The organism is Seonamhaeicola sp. MEBiC01930, from assembly GCF_045277075.1.
Taxonomy (GTDB): Bacteria; Bacteroidota; Bacteroidia; order Flavobacteriales; family Flavobacteriaceae; genus Seonamhaeicola.
The window spans coordinates 1,305,531-1,322,402 of sequence record NZ_CP104270.1 but is presented as its reverse complement, the minus strand read 5'-3'; the positions used below and the strand labels follow the sequence as shown (position 1 = coordinate 1,322,402).

Here is a 16,872-nt window from a genome sequence, read left to right as displayed (position 1 = left end):
CGTTTTAGTTACACTTCTCTTTAAGATTAGACAAAACCTGTCTTCATTCAGCATTATAAATATTATATTTACGCCGATAAAATTAGGCTATGGCAATTCATAAACTTGTTTTAGACTATGCTGAAGAAGACCTATTTACTTTAATTGCAATTCATTGCACACTTGAAGATTATAGGTTAGCATATCTCCTGAACAAATTTTTAGGAATTACCTTAGTTAGAAAACCATTAGATTTAGATTTTCACAATGGTGAGTTAACCTATTCTATATATGAATGGGAAGATTGCACACAACAAACCGTTTGGAGTTTAGTGTCTAATGTATGTAAAACGGAAACTTATAGAGAAGGTAATACAGATTCGTTATTTAGTGTTCAGGAAAAAACCACTAAAATCAATCATTTAATCCCAGAATATAAAACCGTTAATTATTTTATAAAAATAGATAATGAGTTCAATTTTGGTAAAGAGAAATATATTTTAAATAATATATTAAAAATACCTCAAGTGGCTACGGCCTATGGTGTTGATACTGAACAATTGAAGTCTAAAGATCATTTAATTTTTAGCTAATGTTATTAAATAAGAAAAAAACCAAAATAGTAGCAACGTTAGGACCCGCTACAAGCAGCAAAAAAGTTTTAAAAGGCATGCTTGAAGAAGGGGCTAATGTTTTCAGAATAAATTTTTCTCACGCCGATTATGAAGATGTAACTGAGCGTGTAAAAATGATTAGAGAGCTTAACGAAGAATATGGCTTTACCGCTGCAATTTTAGCAGATTTACAAGGACCAAAACTTCGTGTAGGTGTAATGAAAGAAGAAGTAGTGGTTAATCCTGATGATGAAATAATTTTTGCAACAGGAGAACGATTTGAGGGCACAAAAGAACGTGTTTATATGACCTATGATAGGTTTCCACAAGATGCTAAACCAGGAGAGCGAATTCTTTTAGATGATGGAAAATTAATTTTTGAAGTTGTTTCAACAGATCAAAAAAGTGAGGTTAAGGCTAAAGTAATTCAAGGCGGCCCACTTAAATCTAAAAAAGGAGTAAACTTACCAAATACGAATATTTCACAGCCAGCATTAACTGAAAAAGATATCCAAGATGCCATTTTTGCTGTAAGTTTAGAGGTAGATTGGATAGCATTATCATTTGTACGTCATGCTGAAGATTTAATGCAATTACGTGATTTAATTAATGAACACAGTGATTCTAAAATTCCTATAGTAGCTAAAATTGAAAAGCCAGAAGCTATAGATAATATAGATAAAATTGTAACTCATTGTGATGGTATTATGGTTGCTCGTGGAGACTTAGGAGTGGAGATTCCAGCAGCCGATGTACCATTAATTCAAAAGCAACTAGTTTTGCGCGCTAAAAAAGCAAGAATTCCAGTAATTATTGCTACTCAAATGATGGAAACTATGATTTCTAGTTTAACTCCAACTAGAGCAGAGGTTAATGATGTTGCAAACTCAGTTATGGATGGGGCAGATGCAGTAATGCTTTCTGGCGAAACAAGTGTTGGAAACTACCCTGTACAAGTAATAAAACAAATGTCTAGTATTTTAACTAGTGTAGAAGACTCTAAACTAATTAAAGTACCTCAATTACCACCACATATTCGTACTAACCGTTATATAACAAAGTCTATTTGTTATCACGCGGCTAATATGGCAAATGAAATTAATGCAAAAGCAATTTCAACACTAACTAATAGTGGTTATACAGCTTTTCAAATATCTGCTTGGAGACCTTCATGTCACATTCTAGTATTTACTTCTAATAAACGTATTTTAACTCGCCTTAGTTTACTTTGGGGTGTACAAGCATTTTATTATGATAGGTTTGTAAGTACAGACGAAACCATAGAAGATGTAAATAAATTAGCATGTCAAAAGGGGTTTGTAGATACTGGAGATATGCTTATTAGTTTAGCGGCAATGCCAATACAAGATAAAGGTATGGTTAATACTTTACGTGTTACAGAAATTAAGAGCTGTAGTTTTTAATATTAAATTGTTTTGGCGTTACCCTATGGGGTCCGCGCTTTCACTATATCTTTTAAATAATAAAACCTGCTTTAAGTAAGTAGGTTTTATTATTTATTATAAAATGGATGAGCTTGTCTTTAGCTTGTAAAAAGGTCGCAATCGCTAACTAGGGCGTTCCTTAGCCTAGTTCTTTAAGATTAAGACTAGGTTAAATTTGGGAGTTTCATTAACGTTTAGTGTAAATGGGGTGGTTTCGATTTCTGCAATAAGCATCATAAACCTTTTAGGCTTTCACTTTATTTAAAACAAAAAATTATTTTCTTTTATTTTCAAAGTAATTTATAAGTTCTTCAACTTCTCGGTAGTTTCGTTTTTTTAGTGATGTAGATTTGAATCGAAGAATTTGGAGTTTTGCTGAAAGAAGGTATTTCAATTCACCATCCGTATGAATTTTTTCCAAGACTAGACGTGTTGTTGTTTTATCCCAAATACCTTGATAATCTACAAATTCAGCCGCATTGAATATGTCTTTATATTCATTTGATACGTAGGTTTGTATCCTGGTGTTTATTAATTTTTCAGCACCAACATGTTCTGCCCACCTTTTTTCACTCATTGTAAATGCTGTGTTTAAATCACTAACTATTTCTTCTGATTCAAGGAGAGCTAAAGTCCCTTCATTAATTGCACTTTTATAAAGATCTCCTCTTGGGTTTAAATACACAATATATGAGAATGCAAAATTTAATGGGTCTACTTGGAACCTACCAAATTTTGATAAAACCATGACCGAGTCCATCTGGATTTTATTATTATTGCTTACATATTGTATTAGGTTTTGCTGATACTCCACAGCCCTCAATTGATTATCCATTAATCTTTTCAACCCTCTTAATTCTTGCAGCAAATTCTCAGAAAGTTCTTCTGCTTTGAGTTCACTCTTTCTTTCAATATTCCAATTATTCACTTGTAATGCTATTAAAATCCCAATTACAACTAAGATAATTTCTCCTATAGCGTAAATTAAGTATTTACTGAATTTATTTTCAGAAAGTAGTTTTCGTCGAATCGTTCTAAAAATTTTTATCATTTTTTATATTGTTCTTAACGAAGGTTAACTTAGGAATATGCTTGGTTTTAATACAGAAATAAATTCAGCACAGGTGACTTATGTCCAGTATTTAACGAAGGTAACTGAATTTTTTTGCAAAGTCAAATACTCAAAAACCAAACTTCAACTGTACACTAACGCTTTTCTTCTCTGGTTTCTTTTTGGTTTCTGTATTTAAATTAGACAAAGAAATACCCAACAACCTAACCGAATTATTTAACCTTTCTTGATACAGCAAATCTTTTGCCGTATCAAGTATAACATTGTTGTCGCTTATAAAATAAGGCAAGGTTTTACTACGAGTTTGTAGTGTAAAGTCACTGTATTTAATTTTTAAAGTTATAGTTTTTCCAGCTACATTACTTTTACTTAATCGTCTAGAAACCTCTTCAGCTATACGTTCTAATTTTTCCAACATAAATACTTCGCTAGATAAGTTTTCACTAAAAGTACGTTCGGCAGCTAAACTTTTTCTAATTCTATCAGGCTTCACTTCGCTGTTGTGGATTCCTCTCACGATATAGTAATAGTATCTTCCAGATTTCCCAAAATTGTCATCTAAATATTCTAATGTTTTTTGTTTTAAATCTGCTCCAGTAAAAATGCCTTTTTGATACATTTTTTCTGCAGTTACTTTGCCAACACCGTAAAATTTTCTAATATCTAGTTGTTCCAAAAACTCCAAAACTTCTTCTGGGTTTACCGTTTTTTGTCCGTTAGGTTTGTTATAATCACTCGCTATTTTGGCAATAAACTTGTTAATGGAAATTCCAGCCGAAGCCGTTAAACCAACTTCGTTTAAAATTCTATCTCTTATTTCTTGAGCAATTAATGAAGCACTTGGGTTTCCCTTTTTGTTTTGTGTTACATCTAGATAAGCTTCGTCTAGAGAAAGTGGTTCTACCAAATCAGTATAATCATAAAAAATGGCTCTAATTTGTTTAGAAATTTTTGTGTACCGTTCAAAATTAGGTCTCACAAATATAATTTCTGGACATAATTTGGCTGCAAGATTTCCAGCCATGGCACTTTTTACCCCAAACTTTCGGGCTTCATAACTAGCTGCACTTACTACGCCACGTTTACCACCACCACCAACTGCTACCGGCTTCCCTTTTAAATCTGGGTTATCCAATTGCTCAACAGAAGCATAAAATGCATCCATATCCACATGAATAATTTTTCTAATTGGTAAATCATCAGACATACCGTAAATTTAGGCATTAAATGCCTTTTAAGTAAAAAAGTAAATGATAGAAATTGAACGAAAATTTTTGGTAAAGTCTAATGCCTATAAACAAGAAGCTTTTAAAGAAATTAGAATTACACAGGGCTTTTTGAATACGCATAAAGAGCGCACGGTTAGGGTTAGACTTAAAGGAGACTATGGTTTTTTAACGGTAAAAGGATTATCATCTGATGACGGTTTAAAGCGCTTTGAATGGGAAACCCAAATAACTGAAGAAGAGGCTAAAAGTTTGTTAAATATTTGTGAATCAGGAGTTATTGATAAAATTCGTTATGAAGTAGAAGTAAAAAACCATATTTTTGAGATAGACGAGTTTTTTGGTGATAACCATGGGTTGGTAATTGCTGAGGTTGAATTAAAATCAGAAAACGAAACTTTTGAAAAACCAAATTGGTTGGGTAAAGAGGTAACGGGAGATATTAAATATTACAACTCCCAGATAAGTAAGAATCCTTACTGTAATTGGTAATAAATAAACGGATGAAAAAAGGACTAATTTCAATGCTAATTTTAGTATTAATTGTTTCATGTAGAGAGGATAATAAAGCAAACCTACCAAGTGTTGAAGAAGTGATTAATGAAGAAGTAATAGATTCAACAAAACTGGAAGCTGTGCAAGAACCCATTGTAAAAACTATTAAACAATTAAAGGAAGAGTTGACATCAAAAGGTTTTCAAATTTTTGATTATGTAGACGAAAAAACTCAAGACACTGTTTTAATGCAGCAGTATTTTATCGCCTTTTTAAAACGGGGACCTATTAACACACAAAATGAAGAAGAGGCTGCATTAATACAAAAAGAACATTTAGAACATTTGGGTAAAATGTATGAATTGGGTTATGCTGATATTTCGGGTCCGTTTGGTGATGATGGTGATATTCGTGGTATTACTATTTATAACGTACCCACCTTTAAAATGGCCGATAGTTTAGCTAATTCAGATCCTGCTGTTAAAGCAGGACGATTAGAAATAGAAATACATCCTTGGTGGGCAGCTAAAGGCTTTCCGTTGCGCTAATGCTTAAAATTCTACGCCCCATTATTCATATTATTAATGCCATTATTGTTGTGGGGTTAATAGCAATTCATTTTGTTATAAAAGAGAGTACGTATCAAACCTCATTGTATTATTACACCTTCCCGCTACCAGCTATCATCATAATAGTTTTAGTGCTTTCAATTTTGCTAAATAAACGTTTCAGAAAATACAATTTGGTTTTGGCTGTCGTTTTTTTAATTATTTGGTTAAGCCGAAGTTTTAAAATAACATTTACTGAAGATATAAAAGAACAGGATTTAGAAATTGTGTTTTGGAATGCATCGAATAACCAAGAGTTTGAAGATGTATTTGAGGAAACAAAAAGGATTCCTGATGTTGTAGTTTTAGCAGAATATCATAGTTTTGATTTAAAAGAAGCAAGGAAAAAATATTCTAAATATCATTTTTATGAAAACTCTATTGAAGAAATTGGGGTTTTTTCAAAGGAGCAAATAGAAATAAAAAAAGTGATGCCTTCAAAATTTGGGAGTGCTGTAATTAATTTTGAAACTCATGGTCTCAATTTTTATGCAGTTGATGTTTCAGGAAGTATTGATGTACCTAGAAGTTGGGAGCTGGAATTTGTAGATAATGTTATCATAAAAACTAAAAATACGGTAGTATTAGGAGATTTTAATGTGCCCTATGAGTCTAAATTTTTAATGCAAATCAAAAAAAAATTCAACCATGCTTTTAATGAAAAAGGAAACGGATTTAGAGAAACTTGGTTTTGGGGGTTCCCTTTCCTGTCATTAGACCATATATGGGCTTCCAAAGATTTAAAGATTCTTAAAACGGAAAAAATAAGCACATGGAAATCAGATCATGCTATGCTAAAAACGGTAATAAAAAATTAGTTATTTACTTACCTCAAAATGCCGCTTAGCCTCATTACCAAACTCATCTACAACTGTAAGTGAATGTTTCCCTTGTTTGGGTAAAATGGCAATTTCGTGTATGTCTTTAGTATTTCCAATAAATGTATCGTTTATATACCAAAACAATGTGCTTTCAGGTTTTGAATGTGCCATTTTTAAAATCATTTCATTGGTATTACCGTTAAAATTTTTTGGTAAAAAGACATTGTTGTTTTTCTTGGGATAAATGAACTCCATGGAGATAGCTTGAGCACCTAAACAATCATTTCTGAATTTAGGAAGTGGTTTGTAAAACGGATTTTTTGTTTGATAATAATGTGCCATTAAAGGAGGCAATACAAACCATGATTTGTGTTTAATATTATTGACATCCTCACAGGAAGTATTTACCTGATAAGTTTCATTTTCATCAACATGAATAAGCAAGTGATACGGACAAGGTTTGGTTTTTAAGCCACTTAATTGCACAAAAATCTTTTCTATACTGTCACAATTTTGCGAAGCTCTATGTCCGCTTTGTTTGCAAATATCTACTTCTTGCATTTCATCAAAGGGCATTGCAAACCATTCACTTCTTGGCAATAAATCAAATATATCAAAAAGTATTGGGGCGGCCGTTTGTACTCCTACCAACCCAGGTCTTCCTTCACCATCAGCATTACCAACCCAGACACCCACCACATAGTCTTTAGTGGTGCCTATGGCCCAAGCATCTCTAAATCCAAAACTAGTGCCCGTTTTCCAAGCAATTTGTTTTGACCCATCAAAAAACTCCCAATTCTCATAACTTTCGGGTCTATTTACTTTTTTTAGACTTTCAAAGGTGAGGTATATAGATGCTGCATCAAAAAGCGTTTTTTCAGATTGGATTTTTCCAAAGTTAACCATATCAGAAGCTAATAAAGTGGGTTCACAAAATTCATTTGAGTAATATTGGCTTGAGGTTTCGGAAAAATGATTTATTGTTGAGGAGAGCGCTGCATAACTTTTACATAAATCCCAGAGATTACTTTCTGCACCTCCAAGAATTAGGGATAAGCCATAATGATTAGTATTATATTTTAAGTCTTTAAGGTGCAAGGCCTTTAAATAATGATGAAACCTATCCAATCCAAATTCCTGCAACATTCTAACTGAAGGTACATTTAATGATCGAGATAAAGCTTTACTGGCAGGAATAGCACCATCATAAGTTTTATTGAAATTTTCCGGATTATAACTTCCAAATTGAGATGGTACATCAGCTACCAGAGTGTTGGGTAGCATATCACCTGCATCTAACATGGCGGCATATAAAAATGGCTTTAAAATACTTCCAGTACTGCGGGGTTTATCAATAATATCAACATCTTTTTGATGTTTTGTACCCGTTGGGGTATTACCAACATAAGTTAAAACCTGTCTGGTTTTTACATCTAAAATTAAAACAGCCGCATTATGAATTTCGTTTTGACTTAAAATAGAATGATGTTGTTTTATAATGTTGTTTACTTGTTTTTGAAGTGATACGTCAATGGTTGTGGTAATAGATTGTCCTTGATTAGATTTTGATAGTTTTTGTAATAAATGAGGTGCAATCTGCGGTAAAGGATATGGTTTTATAGGTAGTTCTTCGGCTATTGATAAATCATAAGTTAACGAATCTATAATGGCATTTTCAAGTAACTTTTCAAGTAATCTATTCCGCTTATTAAGTAATCGGGTTTCATTTTTACCAGGATAAATTAAACTTGGGGCATTGGGTAAAACGGCTAAAGTTGCGCTTTCTGCCCAAGATAAATTGGTCGCGCTTCTATTAAAATAACGCCATGAAGCAGCATCCAAACCAACTACATTTCCACCAAAAGGAGCATTGCTGGAATAATACGCTAAAATTTTTTCTTTTGATGCTCTTAATTCTAAGCGAGTAGCGAGAACCAGTTCTTTTAATTTTTCAATATATGTTCTTTGTTTTCCTTGACGAGATAACCTAATAACTTGTTGTGTAATGGTGCTTCCACCACGTTTTACAGAACCAGATTTTAAATTTTCTTTTAAAGCCTTAAAAATTGAAACAGGGTTAAAGCCAGGGTGTTTATAAAAATATTCATCTTCAAATTGAAGAATGCAGGTTTTAAATTTTTCTGGAATGTTATCGTTATGAGGAAATCGCCATTGGCCATCTTCTGCAATTTTAGCACCTATTAATTCATTATTAGAACCTGTAATTACTGTTGATGTGGAATTTTTAAAAAGTTGTTTTGGTAAACAAATGTAATAGGCTACTAAAACCAAGAAAAGAAGAGTTGATCTTACTTTATGTTTTTTTATGTAGCCTATTATCTTAACCATATTTAAAATATATACTCTAAAAATTGTTTTTTAGATGTATTTTAAGAAAAGATTATATGAAATCAACATAATGATAAAGCGTTATTTTATTCAAATTCTAATTAAATAACCTCTATTGCTAGATAAATTGTTTCAATAACTAATTCTTCTCAAATATTGATTGTATGGTGTAGTATTTTAGATTGAGCATCAATCAATTTACAAATGAAAATATCGGTAACTTTTGTAAGAGTAACCAGAAAATTTATAGTTATACTTTGTCTTTTGGGTTTTCTAAAAACTCAAGCACAATTAGGTTTTTGTACAGGTAATTCAGGTGATCCCATTGTAGAAGAAACTTTTGGAGAAGGATCTACTTTTGGAGAGTTACCAAACGGTAGTTCTACTAGCTACAGATATATAAATAGTGAACCTCATAATGGATTTTATACCGTATCTTCAAGTTCATTTGGTTGGTTTGAATGGCATAATATTCCAGACCACACTTTAGGAGACACTAATGGAAGGATGCTTATTGTTAATGCAGGTAGAATTCCTGGGGAGTTTTTTAGAATTTCTGTTTCAGGGCTTTGCGAAAATACAAGTTATGAGTTTTCATCGTGGTTAGTAAACTTGTTACCAGCAAATTTTGATTGCCCCAGAAAGCAACCTATAAATGTAAGATTTGAAATTTGGGATAGCACGGATTCTGTAAGGATAAAAAGTGGAGATACGGGAAATATTTATAGTTCTTCCCGCCCTAATTGGCAGCAACATGCCTTAGTGTTTAAAACAAAACCAGGGCAAACATCGGTGATATTAAAAATGAGGAATAATGGTGTTGGAGGCTGTGGAAATGATCTTGCTATTGATGATATTATGTTTAGAACATGTGGGGATGCTGTTTTTATTAATGATATTTCAGGAAAGCAAAGTGTTGCAGTAAATAAAAATGATTTACCATTTTCAACAACACTATCTGCAGTACCCGATTTTTCTGTTTTTTCTAGTCATGCTTTCCAGTGGCAAAAAAGTACAGATGGAATACAATGGGAAGATATTTTAGGAGAAACCAATAAAAATTATACAATTACATCTTTAAACAAATTAAGTTATTATAGGGTAAGGGTTGCAGAAGATGAAATTAATCTTTCTAACCCCCTGTGTAATTATAATTCAGAATTTTTTGAGGTTAAAATTATAGAACCTAAAACGCCGCCTAAAACTAAGCCAGTAAAAAAAGTAAAAAGACCTACAATTCAAAAAATAGAATTCTTAGTCAACAAAGGTGTTGAAAACGATGAATTTAAAATTGAGCAACAGAATATAGTAATACCTGTTATTACTAAGGAGCAACTTGCAAAAACCTATAAACGTATTATAATTGTGAAAGAAGGATTAAACGTTATTAATAATAAAGTTTGGATTGACGGCGCTATTGGAAAGTATGTGCAAACTAGTGAAGAGGTTGTAAAACAAGGAGACCCAAATGGAGTTGTAATAATAGATGAAATAGTGTATTATAAAGCTATATATGGCTACAATACTAAAACTAGAAGATATAGAATAGAATAAAATTCAGGCTATTTTTCAAAATATAGAAAAATAGCCTGAACATGTTTAACATCCCATAGGAACATCAAATGCAATAACCTTTTCAATTTCTTCGTCAAACATTGTGGTGAAAATAACCTTAAAATAAATTTTACTAACACCAATTGAGGATGCACCTTTGTTTATTTTTTTCTCATCTTTAATCATATTATACCATTCCTCTCCACAGTGTTCTTTAACTGCATTTTTAAATTCTAAAATATCAACTTTTATGAATTTATCAGTGGCTTTATTGTTGTATGTAACAGTTTCAAAAACACCAGCTTTTTTTGTATCTTTTAATGGCTCCCAAGCAGAATAAAAATGTTTCCAATCTACCAAATCACAATGTGGACCTTCAGCCTGAATAGAAATACTATTTTCATGTCTTTGGTAGACCTTTATGCTTTTATATTTGGAATGATGCCTAATGCGTACCATTTTTCCCTGAACAGTTTCTCCTATTTCAAGTATGGCATCTATAGAGTTATTTGGATGTGTTGAGATTTGTTCATTTCCTATAATATCAGCTCTTAAATTCTCAAATTCCATAGTGAAATCTTCAAAGTCTATACTAAAACGTTTGTCAATTCTGTGTTCAGATAAAAATCCGTTAAATACATAGCCAGTTCTATTGTTATGAATGTCATCAGTACAAGTTACTTTAACCCATTCACCAGAAACAACGTCATTTTTATCTTTTACATCTAACTTTAAATTTGTGCGTTCGGTTATCTCTATTTGGGTGCCATAAACCAGTTTGTCAATGCGTTTGGAATCTTGACTTGGTGTATCTCTTAAAAACAAACCATTATCTGCGTTTACGTATCTTATTTCTTGTGCGTTGGCAATATTGAATGTTAATAATATTGCGATTATATAAATATATGTTTTCATTTTTTTAAAATTTTTTTGATGTCCTTTTTAGGGTGTAAAATCCCTATGTCATTCTGAATTTGTTTTAGATTGACAAGCTTAATTTTTACCTTTAAAAGGACGTTGTTACTATTTAATTACATTAATCCATTGCCCTTTAGTTCTCACTAAAAAGTCGTTGTCATACATAGCTTCCGCTTGAATTCCAGGTAGATAATAACTTCCCAAATAAGAAGCATTTAGCATTACTGAGAATGTTTTGGTGCTATTAGAATTTCCGTTTTTGCTTAAGTCAAAATAGAAATTCACGCGGTCGTCTCTAATGTCTGTGTAGCGCGCTTCACTAGAGGTTGTTGTGCCAAAGTCTGTAAATCGGGTATTTACAATTTCCCATCCCGAAGGGAAAATTTGAGTTAATGCCACATCTTTAACCTGTGCACTTTTAAGGTTACTTACCTTTACTGTGGCAATAAAATCTTGACCTTGTTTTAAGTTGGCAACATTTACCCTGTTGCCTTGTAAATCTTTATACGAATAGCTTATACTTAATCCTCTTTGTTCTGAAATTTCTTGTCCTAACGGCAGTTTTCCAGTATTTAAAACCCGTACATAAACCACATTGGTATTGTTATTTGTTATTACAATACTATTTGCACCATCAGCCACCTTTAAGTCACGTTGTGCAATAGCATTTTTGGTATCAATCGTATTATTTTTTCCGTTTACGGAATAAGTTAATTTCATAGCTTTTCCACCATTTGTGTTCACCATTTTTGCCATGGCCAATAAGCTGTACGCTGTGGTTTGGGTGCTCATCCAACGGTTACTAGATAAATCTTTTGCAATGTATTCTGCAATCGCTCTCTGTTGACTGTTTTTAGTCAATACCATTGTTTCTAAAGCCATAGCTCTATTTCTATCTACCGAACCATAAGAATAGTAATCATATTTGTTAGGTTTGAAGTTGATATTTGCGGTTTTCGAAATACGTTCACTAGCTTCCTTTTGTCCTGCCAAAGCATAAGCAGCGGATAATCGCCATTTAGCATTATTTGATAATTCGGAAAATTCACGAAGTCTGTTCATTGAAGCTAAATCCGGGCTTCCAGCTAAAGCTAAAGTGTATAGCCTATAAGCTTGTGCTAAATCTGAATTGTAACGTCTGTAACTTGGTCTCCAATTTCTAGCGGCTTGTTTTTGATATTTTATCCAATTGCTTTTAAACGTTAAGGGTAATACATAGCCTTTTTTTTCAGCCTCAATCATAAAATGTCCTGCGTAACTTGTGCCCCAATCATTGGCATTATTTTCACCAATCCAGTAACTCAATCCTCCGTTAGGTCTTTGGAAATGTCCTAAGCGTTTAATACCATTTTTAATATTCTCCTGAATGCTTTGTTTTTTATCGGCAGTTAAATCGAAAATATCACTTAAGAATAACTGCGGAAATACGCTCGATGTTGTTTGTTCCACACACCCATGAGGATATTGAATTAAATATTGCATTCTACGAGAGAAATCCATTGGAGGTAAGGTTGAAAACTCAACTGCAGCTGAATTAGTTCCCGAAACTCCAAAAGTTTCAAATGTGATGGTTTCAGAAGTATTAGCTGCTAATGTTTTATCAATAGCTTTTGATGTAAACGGATTAGGATTTACTACATCAAGCTCTACCTTATAGGTTGATTTTTCACCATTACCCGTTGCAATAACTTCAACCGTATTGATACCTTTGGTTTTACTAACATCTAAAGTGAAATAAGCCATTTTTTCGTCTGGTTTTGGGAAACTCAAGTTTTGAGTCAATTCACCTTCAACTGTAATACCTTCACTTAATTTTAAGCTAATGTTTACATTTTTAACTTTCGGTTCCATAGCAAAAATGGTTACTGGTAAGGTTACTTTTTCGCCTGGGCTTAACTTCCGTGGTAGTGTAGCTAAAACCATTAATGGTTTTTTAACCTGCACAGCTTTTTCTGTACTTCCGTAAGCTTCTTTAGTATGGTCTCCAGCCACTACCATAGTTCTTACAGAACCAATATAATTTGGCATTTTTATGGTATGCGATTTTTGCTCGCCATTCTTTAAACTAAAAGGTCCAAAATATTTTACCACTGGTTTGAACCTATTTGCTTTTTTCTTTTTTCCAGCTGTAGCGCTACCATCTCCGCCAATGGCAAATACTTGATCTATACTACCAGAATACGCGCCAATTATATCCTCAAAAATATCCCAAGTTTTTACACCTAAAGCTTCTCTAGCGTAAAAACTATTCCATGCATTTGGGGTTTTAAAACGAGTTAAGTCAAGTAAACCCTCATCAACCACAGCTATGGTATACGTCATTTCTTTTTTATTTTTTTCAGAGACTGTAACCTTAAATTCTTGCTCTGGACGTAATACATTGGGCATTTTTATTACTGGTTCTAATTTGGTGTTTGGGTCTTCAACCATCATAGGAATTACACCATATAAACGAATTGGTAAATCGTTAGAGGTTATGGCATGCGGCTGTAATAATGAAATATTAATAAACACATTAGGCGCCATTTCTGATATCACAGGAATATCAACCGTGGTTTCACCTTTTTGAGTTTTCACCCATTGGTAATCTATAACTTCGGTGCCATTTTCAATACTTACTAAAGCTCTACCTTCATTTCCAGATTGAAAGGTAACTTTAGCCGTTTCACCCACATTATAGGTTTCTTTATCACTAGAGAAAATTAGTATTTTAGCCGCTTCTTTGTCACCAGAGCTTGAGTTCTGCCACCAATTTTTATAGAAATAGGCGGTTCTTCCTGTGGCATGACCGCTAATTGGGTCTTCAATTCTAATTAAATATCTACCTCTATCATGGTCTGGCACTTTAATATTAAAAGTAGCCTTACCATTAGTATCGGTATTTATTTTAGATGTTGAATATGGTCTGTGATAGCTGCTAGACACATAACTAGACAAGTTATCGTAAGACGAATTCCACCACCAGCGCCATTGTACTTTATAGATTTTTACGTTGAGGTTATTACGTTTTACAGGTTTACCGTTGGCATCGACCACCACCACATCAAATGTTTGGTTTTCGTCTGTAAAGTAAGAGCCGTATGCATTTCCTTTTGGAGAACGTAAACCAACGAAAGAGCTGTAAGGTGCATATTTTTTTGTAAACGCATCAATAGAAAAATCGCCACCATTTTCAAAAGCTCTAACTAAAAACTGGGCGTTTAGCATTCCAGGAGCTTTCTTCTCAATATGTAATTTTTTATTGATTTTTGCTAACCCTTCTGCGTTTACCTTACCTTCAAAAACATTGAATTCTTCTGGGTAAAACTTACGTGTAGGGTCGTTAAAGACATAGTCTTTATAATTCTTAAAACCAGAATGCGAAGTTGTAAATTTGGCTTTAACTTCAGCTTTTAAATTTTTTCCTGGCGCTCCGTGTAGCCATTTTACGTCTAAGTCTCCAGTAAGCGGTTTTGTGGCTTTAAGTACCTCATCATCAAAATCAATTTTAATTTTTAAGCGGTTAGGTTTTACTGTTTCAATTTTTAATCCTTTATGAAATGAAGCACCGCCAACTGATATTATTGCGTTGTAATTTCCTGTTTTCCCTTCAGCCGATGTTGGTACCGTAAATTTGTAAACATTGTTGAGGTGATTGCTAGTAATATTTTTGTAAACTAATTTACCGTTAGGGTTTGTAATTTCTAGTTTTACAGGATGTCCCTTAGGTAGTTTGTTGGCTTTGTCATTAAGCATAAATGCTAAATGCAAAGTGTCTCCAGGTCTCCAAACACCACGTTCGCCATAAATGTAACCTTTGAGTCCGCGTTGTAATTTGCTTCCAGATACATCAAACTTGCTTAATGAGAGTGCGTTGCCATCGTAAAGACGCACGTATGTAATATTATTTCCTTTTGAAACTATAGCGAAACTTGCATGCTTTTCAGAATCAATAATGACTAAACCATCTTTATCTGTTTTAGCAGATTCTAGTTGTTGCTGTTGGAAATTATATAGGGTAACCGTAGCATTGGTTTCTGGTTCGGTATTTAAAATATTAGTAACCGCAAAGAAATAAGATTTGTTGGTGCCTTGTTTTGCAATTACACCTAAATTTGATGCAATAAGGTTTTGAGATACCACTTTATTTTGGCTGTAATAAGCATCATGACACGGGTTCTTTTCTTCTCGCCAATTGTAAGTGTAATTTTTGTATCTGTACAATAAGTTGTCCCAGTATTTTTCCTCTCGAAGGTCTTCGTTTTCACCGGTTAATTCATCTTCATTTTCGTAAAAATCTTCTTCATAATAATCATCTTCATCATTGCTTGAACTACTGGAGTGGGCTTCACAATCGTATAAAGAATAACTTTTGTTATAGCTCACTTCAACACGGTAAATAGAGCCAATATCCGTTTTAAAATAGTTTGATAAATCTATACTGTAAGCCTTCCATTTTCCTGTATTTTCAGCAGCACTTTGTAATTGTATGGTTTGTTTTGCAATACGCCGCCCCACCTTTTTAATATCGTATTGATTATTACTGTTTAAATTGTTGTCTTGTAAAAACTGAAGGACATTGTTTTCAAAAATCTTTATGATTCTAACATCAACAGCGCTCAGGTTTACTGCTTCAAAATTGAATTTTAATTCTTGTGAGTTTGGTAAAATTGAACCGTTATTTATTAATCGAACAGCAGGCTTTAAAGACTCGAAAGCAATGGTTTCAGAATAAGGCTTTTTAAGTTTAAAACCTTCCGTGTTTTTAATGCCTTGAAATACATTTACTTGAATATTGCCCACTAATTTGCTACTTGGATATATTTTTAAGGTATTGCCGTCAACCACATATTTTTGGTTTTTCGCTTTTTGAATAGAAACTAAACCATCAAAGTTTTGTTGTTTTTTTAAAGGGTCTGAAAAGTTAATTAATAAGTATTGTTCAGGCGATTGAAAAACCTCTGTTTTTGTAATGGTGAAATTATTTATTCCAGGAATTAAAACGGTGTTTTTTCCTTTATTGTCGGCACCAATAGTTTTTCCATTCCAAGACACTTCAATACTGCTGTCCTCAATAACACGGTTAATACTATCAATTTTAAACTCAAACATATTACTTTTAGCATCCCCTTCATTAAAAACAATGTTTAAGTTTTTTCCATTTTGTTCAGCCTTAATTAGTTGTTTTGCTTTTTCAATAGAAATTAAATCGGCAGATTTTATTACCCCTTCTAAATATTGCCAATTCTTACTGTAAGATTGCAGATTATTGGTAATCACATTAAAATTTGGCGTAATGGTTTTAAATTGAAAGGTGTAGTTTTTATAATCTGATGGTACATTCTTGTATATTTCAGAAAGCTTTATTGTAACGGTATATTCTGTTGAGGGTTCTAAATGCTCATCTGGTGTAAAAATTAGGGTATGATTATTACCCACCTCCAATTTACCTTCTACGTGCGGTTTAATGTGCACTATATTATTGGTTATCTCTTGGTGCATTTCCCAACCATCAACAGATTTAGCCAAATTAATTTGAATAGGTTTTGCTACCGATGACATTCCAGAAGTGGTGTAACTTATATAGTCTCTATACTTAAAAATGTTATCCGTTTCTACAGTTTTTTCTTTACAAGAAAGAATAATCGCTAAAGCTAAAACAGAAAAAAGAAGTTTTTTAAATGACATAGTATAGATGGATTTTTAATGAACTTAAAAAGAAAGCGTACGATGTTTAATCTGAAAATACATATTGATTTATATCTGTCAGATAGAACATCTAATTGAAAATGCGTTTTTAAATCACATTATC

Annotated in this window: 11 protein-coding genes; 6 read left to right on the top strand and 5 right to left on the bottom strand. The window is 32.8% G+C overall.

What is annotated here, in order from left to right:
* Positions 1-89: 89 nt before the first annotated feature.
* Both N1F78_RS05690 and pyk read left to right on the top strand, forming a co-directional pair.
* A complete protein-coding gene (locus tag N1F78_RS05690) occupies positions 90-572 on the top strand; it encodes an IPExxxVDY family protein (protein WP_406685219.1) in 483 nt (160 codons plus the stop codon).
* Complete coding sequence (gene pyk / locus N1F78_RS05685; RefSeq protein ID WP_406685218.1) at positions 572-2,017, top strand: pyruvate kinase; 1,446 nt, start codon at positions 572-574, stop codon at positions 2,015-2,017. The genes N1F78_RS05690 and pyk overlap by 1 nt, the downstream gene beginning before the upstream one ends.
* Before the next feature lie 295 nt (positions 2,018-2,312).
* Here pyk and N1F78_RS05680 read toward each other — a convergent pair whose 3' ends face one another.
* Positions 2,313-3,089, bottom strand: a complete 777-nt coding sequence (locus N1F78_RS05680) for a DUF6090 family protein (RefSeq protein ID WP_406685217.1) — start codon at positions 3,087-3,089, stop codon at positions 2,313-2,315.
* Between the two features lie 130 nt (positions 3,090-3,219).
* Entirely contained in the window at positions 3,220-4,317 is a 1,098-nt protein-coding gene (gene dinB, locus N1F78_RS05675; RefSeq protein WP_406685216.1) for a DNA polymerase IV, read from the bottom strand.
* A 43-nt stretch (positions 4,318-4,360) separates the two neighbouring features.
* Here dinB and N1F78_RS05670 point away from each other — a divergent pair, with 43 nt between their 5' ends.
* The 3 genes from N1F78_RS05670 to N1F78_RS05660 are packed head-to-tail and all read left to right on the top strand — an operon-like array spanning position 4,361 to position 6,257.
* Positions 4,361-4,828: a CYTH domain-containing protein gene (locus N1F78_RS05670; protein ID WP_406685215.1), complete on the top strand. Its 468-nt coding sequence runs from the start codon at positions 4,361-4,363 to the stop codon at positions 4,826-4,828.
* 11 nt (positions 4,829-4,839) lie between these two features.
* A complete protein-coding gene (locus tag N1F78_RS05665) occupies positions 4,840-5,379 on the top strand; it encodes a YciI family protein (RefSeq protein ID WP_406685214.1) in 540 nt (179 codons plus the stop codon).
* Positions 5,379-6,257, top strand: coding sequence for an endonuclease/exonuclease/phosphatase family protein (locus N1F78_RS05660; protein WP_406685213.1), 879 nt, complete (start codon positions 5,379-5,381; stop codon positions 6,255-6,257). Before N1F78_RS05665 ends, N1F78_RS05660 begins: the two co-directional genes overlap by 1 nt.
* Here the strand turns inward: N1F78_RS05660 and pbpC are convergent, their stop codons facing one another.
* The gene (pbpC, locus tag N1F78_RS05655) at positions 6,258-8,609 is read right to left on the bottom strand and encodes a penicillin-binding protein 1C (RefSeq protein ID WP_406685212.1); all 2,352 of its coding nucleotides are present in this window, start codon (positions 8,607-8,609) and stop codon (positions 6,258-6,260) included.
* 204 nt (positions 8,610-8,813) lie between these two features.
* Here pbpC and N1F78_RS05650 point away from each other — a divergent pair, with 204 nt between their 5' ends.
* Positions 8,814-10,163, top strand: coding sequence for a hypothetical protein (locus tag N1F78_RS05650; protein ID WP_406685211.1), 1,350 nt, complete (start codon positions 8,814-8,816; stop codon positions 10,161-10,163).
* 45 nt (positions 10,164-10,208) lie between these two features.
* Here N1F78_RS05650 and N1F78_RS05645 read toward each other — a convergent pair whose 3' ends face one another.
* Positions 10,209-11,078: an SH3 domain-containing protein gene (locus N1F78_RS05645; protein ID WP_406685210.1), complete on the bottom strand. Its 870-nt coding sequence runs from the start codon at positions 11,076-11,078 to the stop codon at positions 10,209-10,211.
* 108 nt (positions 11,079-11,186) lie between these two features.
* A complete protein-coding gene (locus tag N1F78_RS05640; RefSeq protein WP_406685209.1) occupies positions 11,187-16,748 on the bottom strand; it encodes an alpha-2-macroglobulin family protein in 5,562 nt (1,853 codons plus the stop codon).
* Positions 16,749-16,872: the final 124 nt, after the last annotated feature.

Excerpts from the sequence above, each read along its gene's own strand:
- N1F78_RS05670 (WP_406685215.1), top strand. The coding sequence starts at position 4,361 with ATGATAGAAATTGAACGAAAATTTTTGGTAAAGTCTAATGCCTATAAA.
- N1F78_RS05690 (WP_406685219.1), top strand. The coding sequence starts at position 90 with ATGGCAATTCATAAACTTGTTTTAGACTATGCTGAAGAAGACCTATTT.
- dinB (WP_406685216.1), bottom strand. The coding sequence starts at position 4,317 with ATGTCTGATGATTTACCAATTAGAAAAATTATTCATGTGGATATGGAT.
- N1F78_RS05680 (WP_406685217.1), bottom strand. The coding sequence starts at position 3,089 with ATGATAAAAATTTTTAGAACGATTCGACGAAAACTACTTTCTGAAAAT.
- N1F78_RS05660 (WP_406685213.1), top strand. The coding sequence starts at position 5,379 with ATGCTTAAAATTCTACGCCCCATTATTCATATTATTAATGCCATTATT.
- N1F78_RS05650 (WP_406685211.1), top strand. The coding sequence starts at position 8,814 with ATGAAAATATCGGTAACTTTTGTAAGAGTAACCAGAAAATTTATAGTT.
- N1F78_RS05665 (WP_406685214.1), top strand. The coding sequence starts at position 4,840 with ATGAAAAAAGGACTAATTTCAATGCTAATTTTAGTATTAATTGTTTCA.
- N1F78_RS05645 (WP_406685210.1), bottom strand. The coding sequence starts at position 11,078 with ATGAAAACATATATTTATATAATCGCAATATTATTAACATTCAATATT.
- N1F78_RS05640 (WP_406685209.1), bottom strand. The coding sequence starts at position 16,748 with ATGTCATTTAAAAAACTTCTTTTTTCTGTTTTAGCTTTAGCGATTATT.
- pbpC (WP_406685212.1), bottom strand. The coding sequence starts at position 8,609 with ATGGTTAAGATAATAGGCTACATAAAAAAACATAAAGTAAGATCAACT.
- pyk (WP_406685218.1), top strand. The coding sequence starts at position 572 with ATGTTATTAAATAAGAAAAAAACCAAAATAGTAGCAACGTTAGGACCC.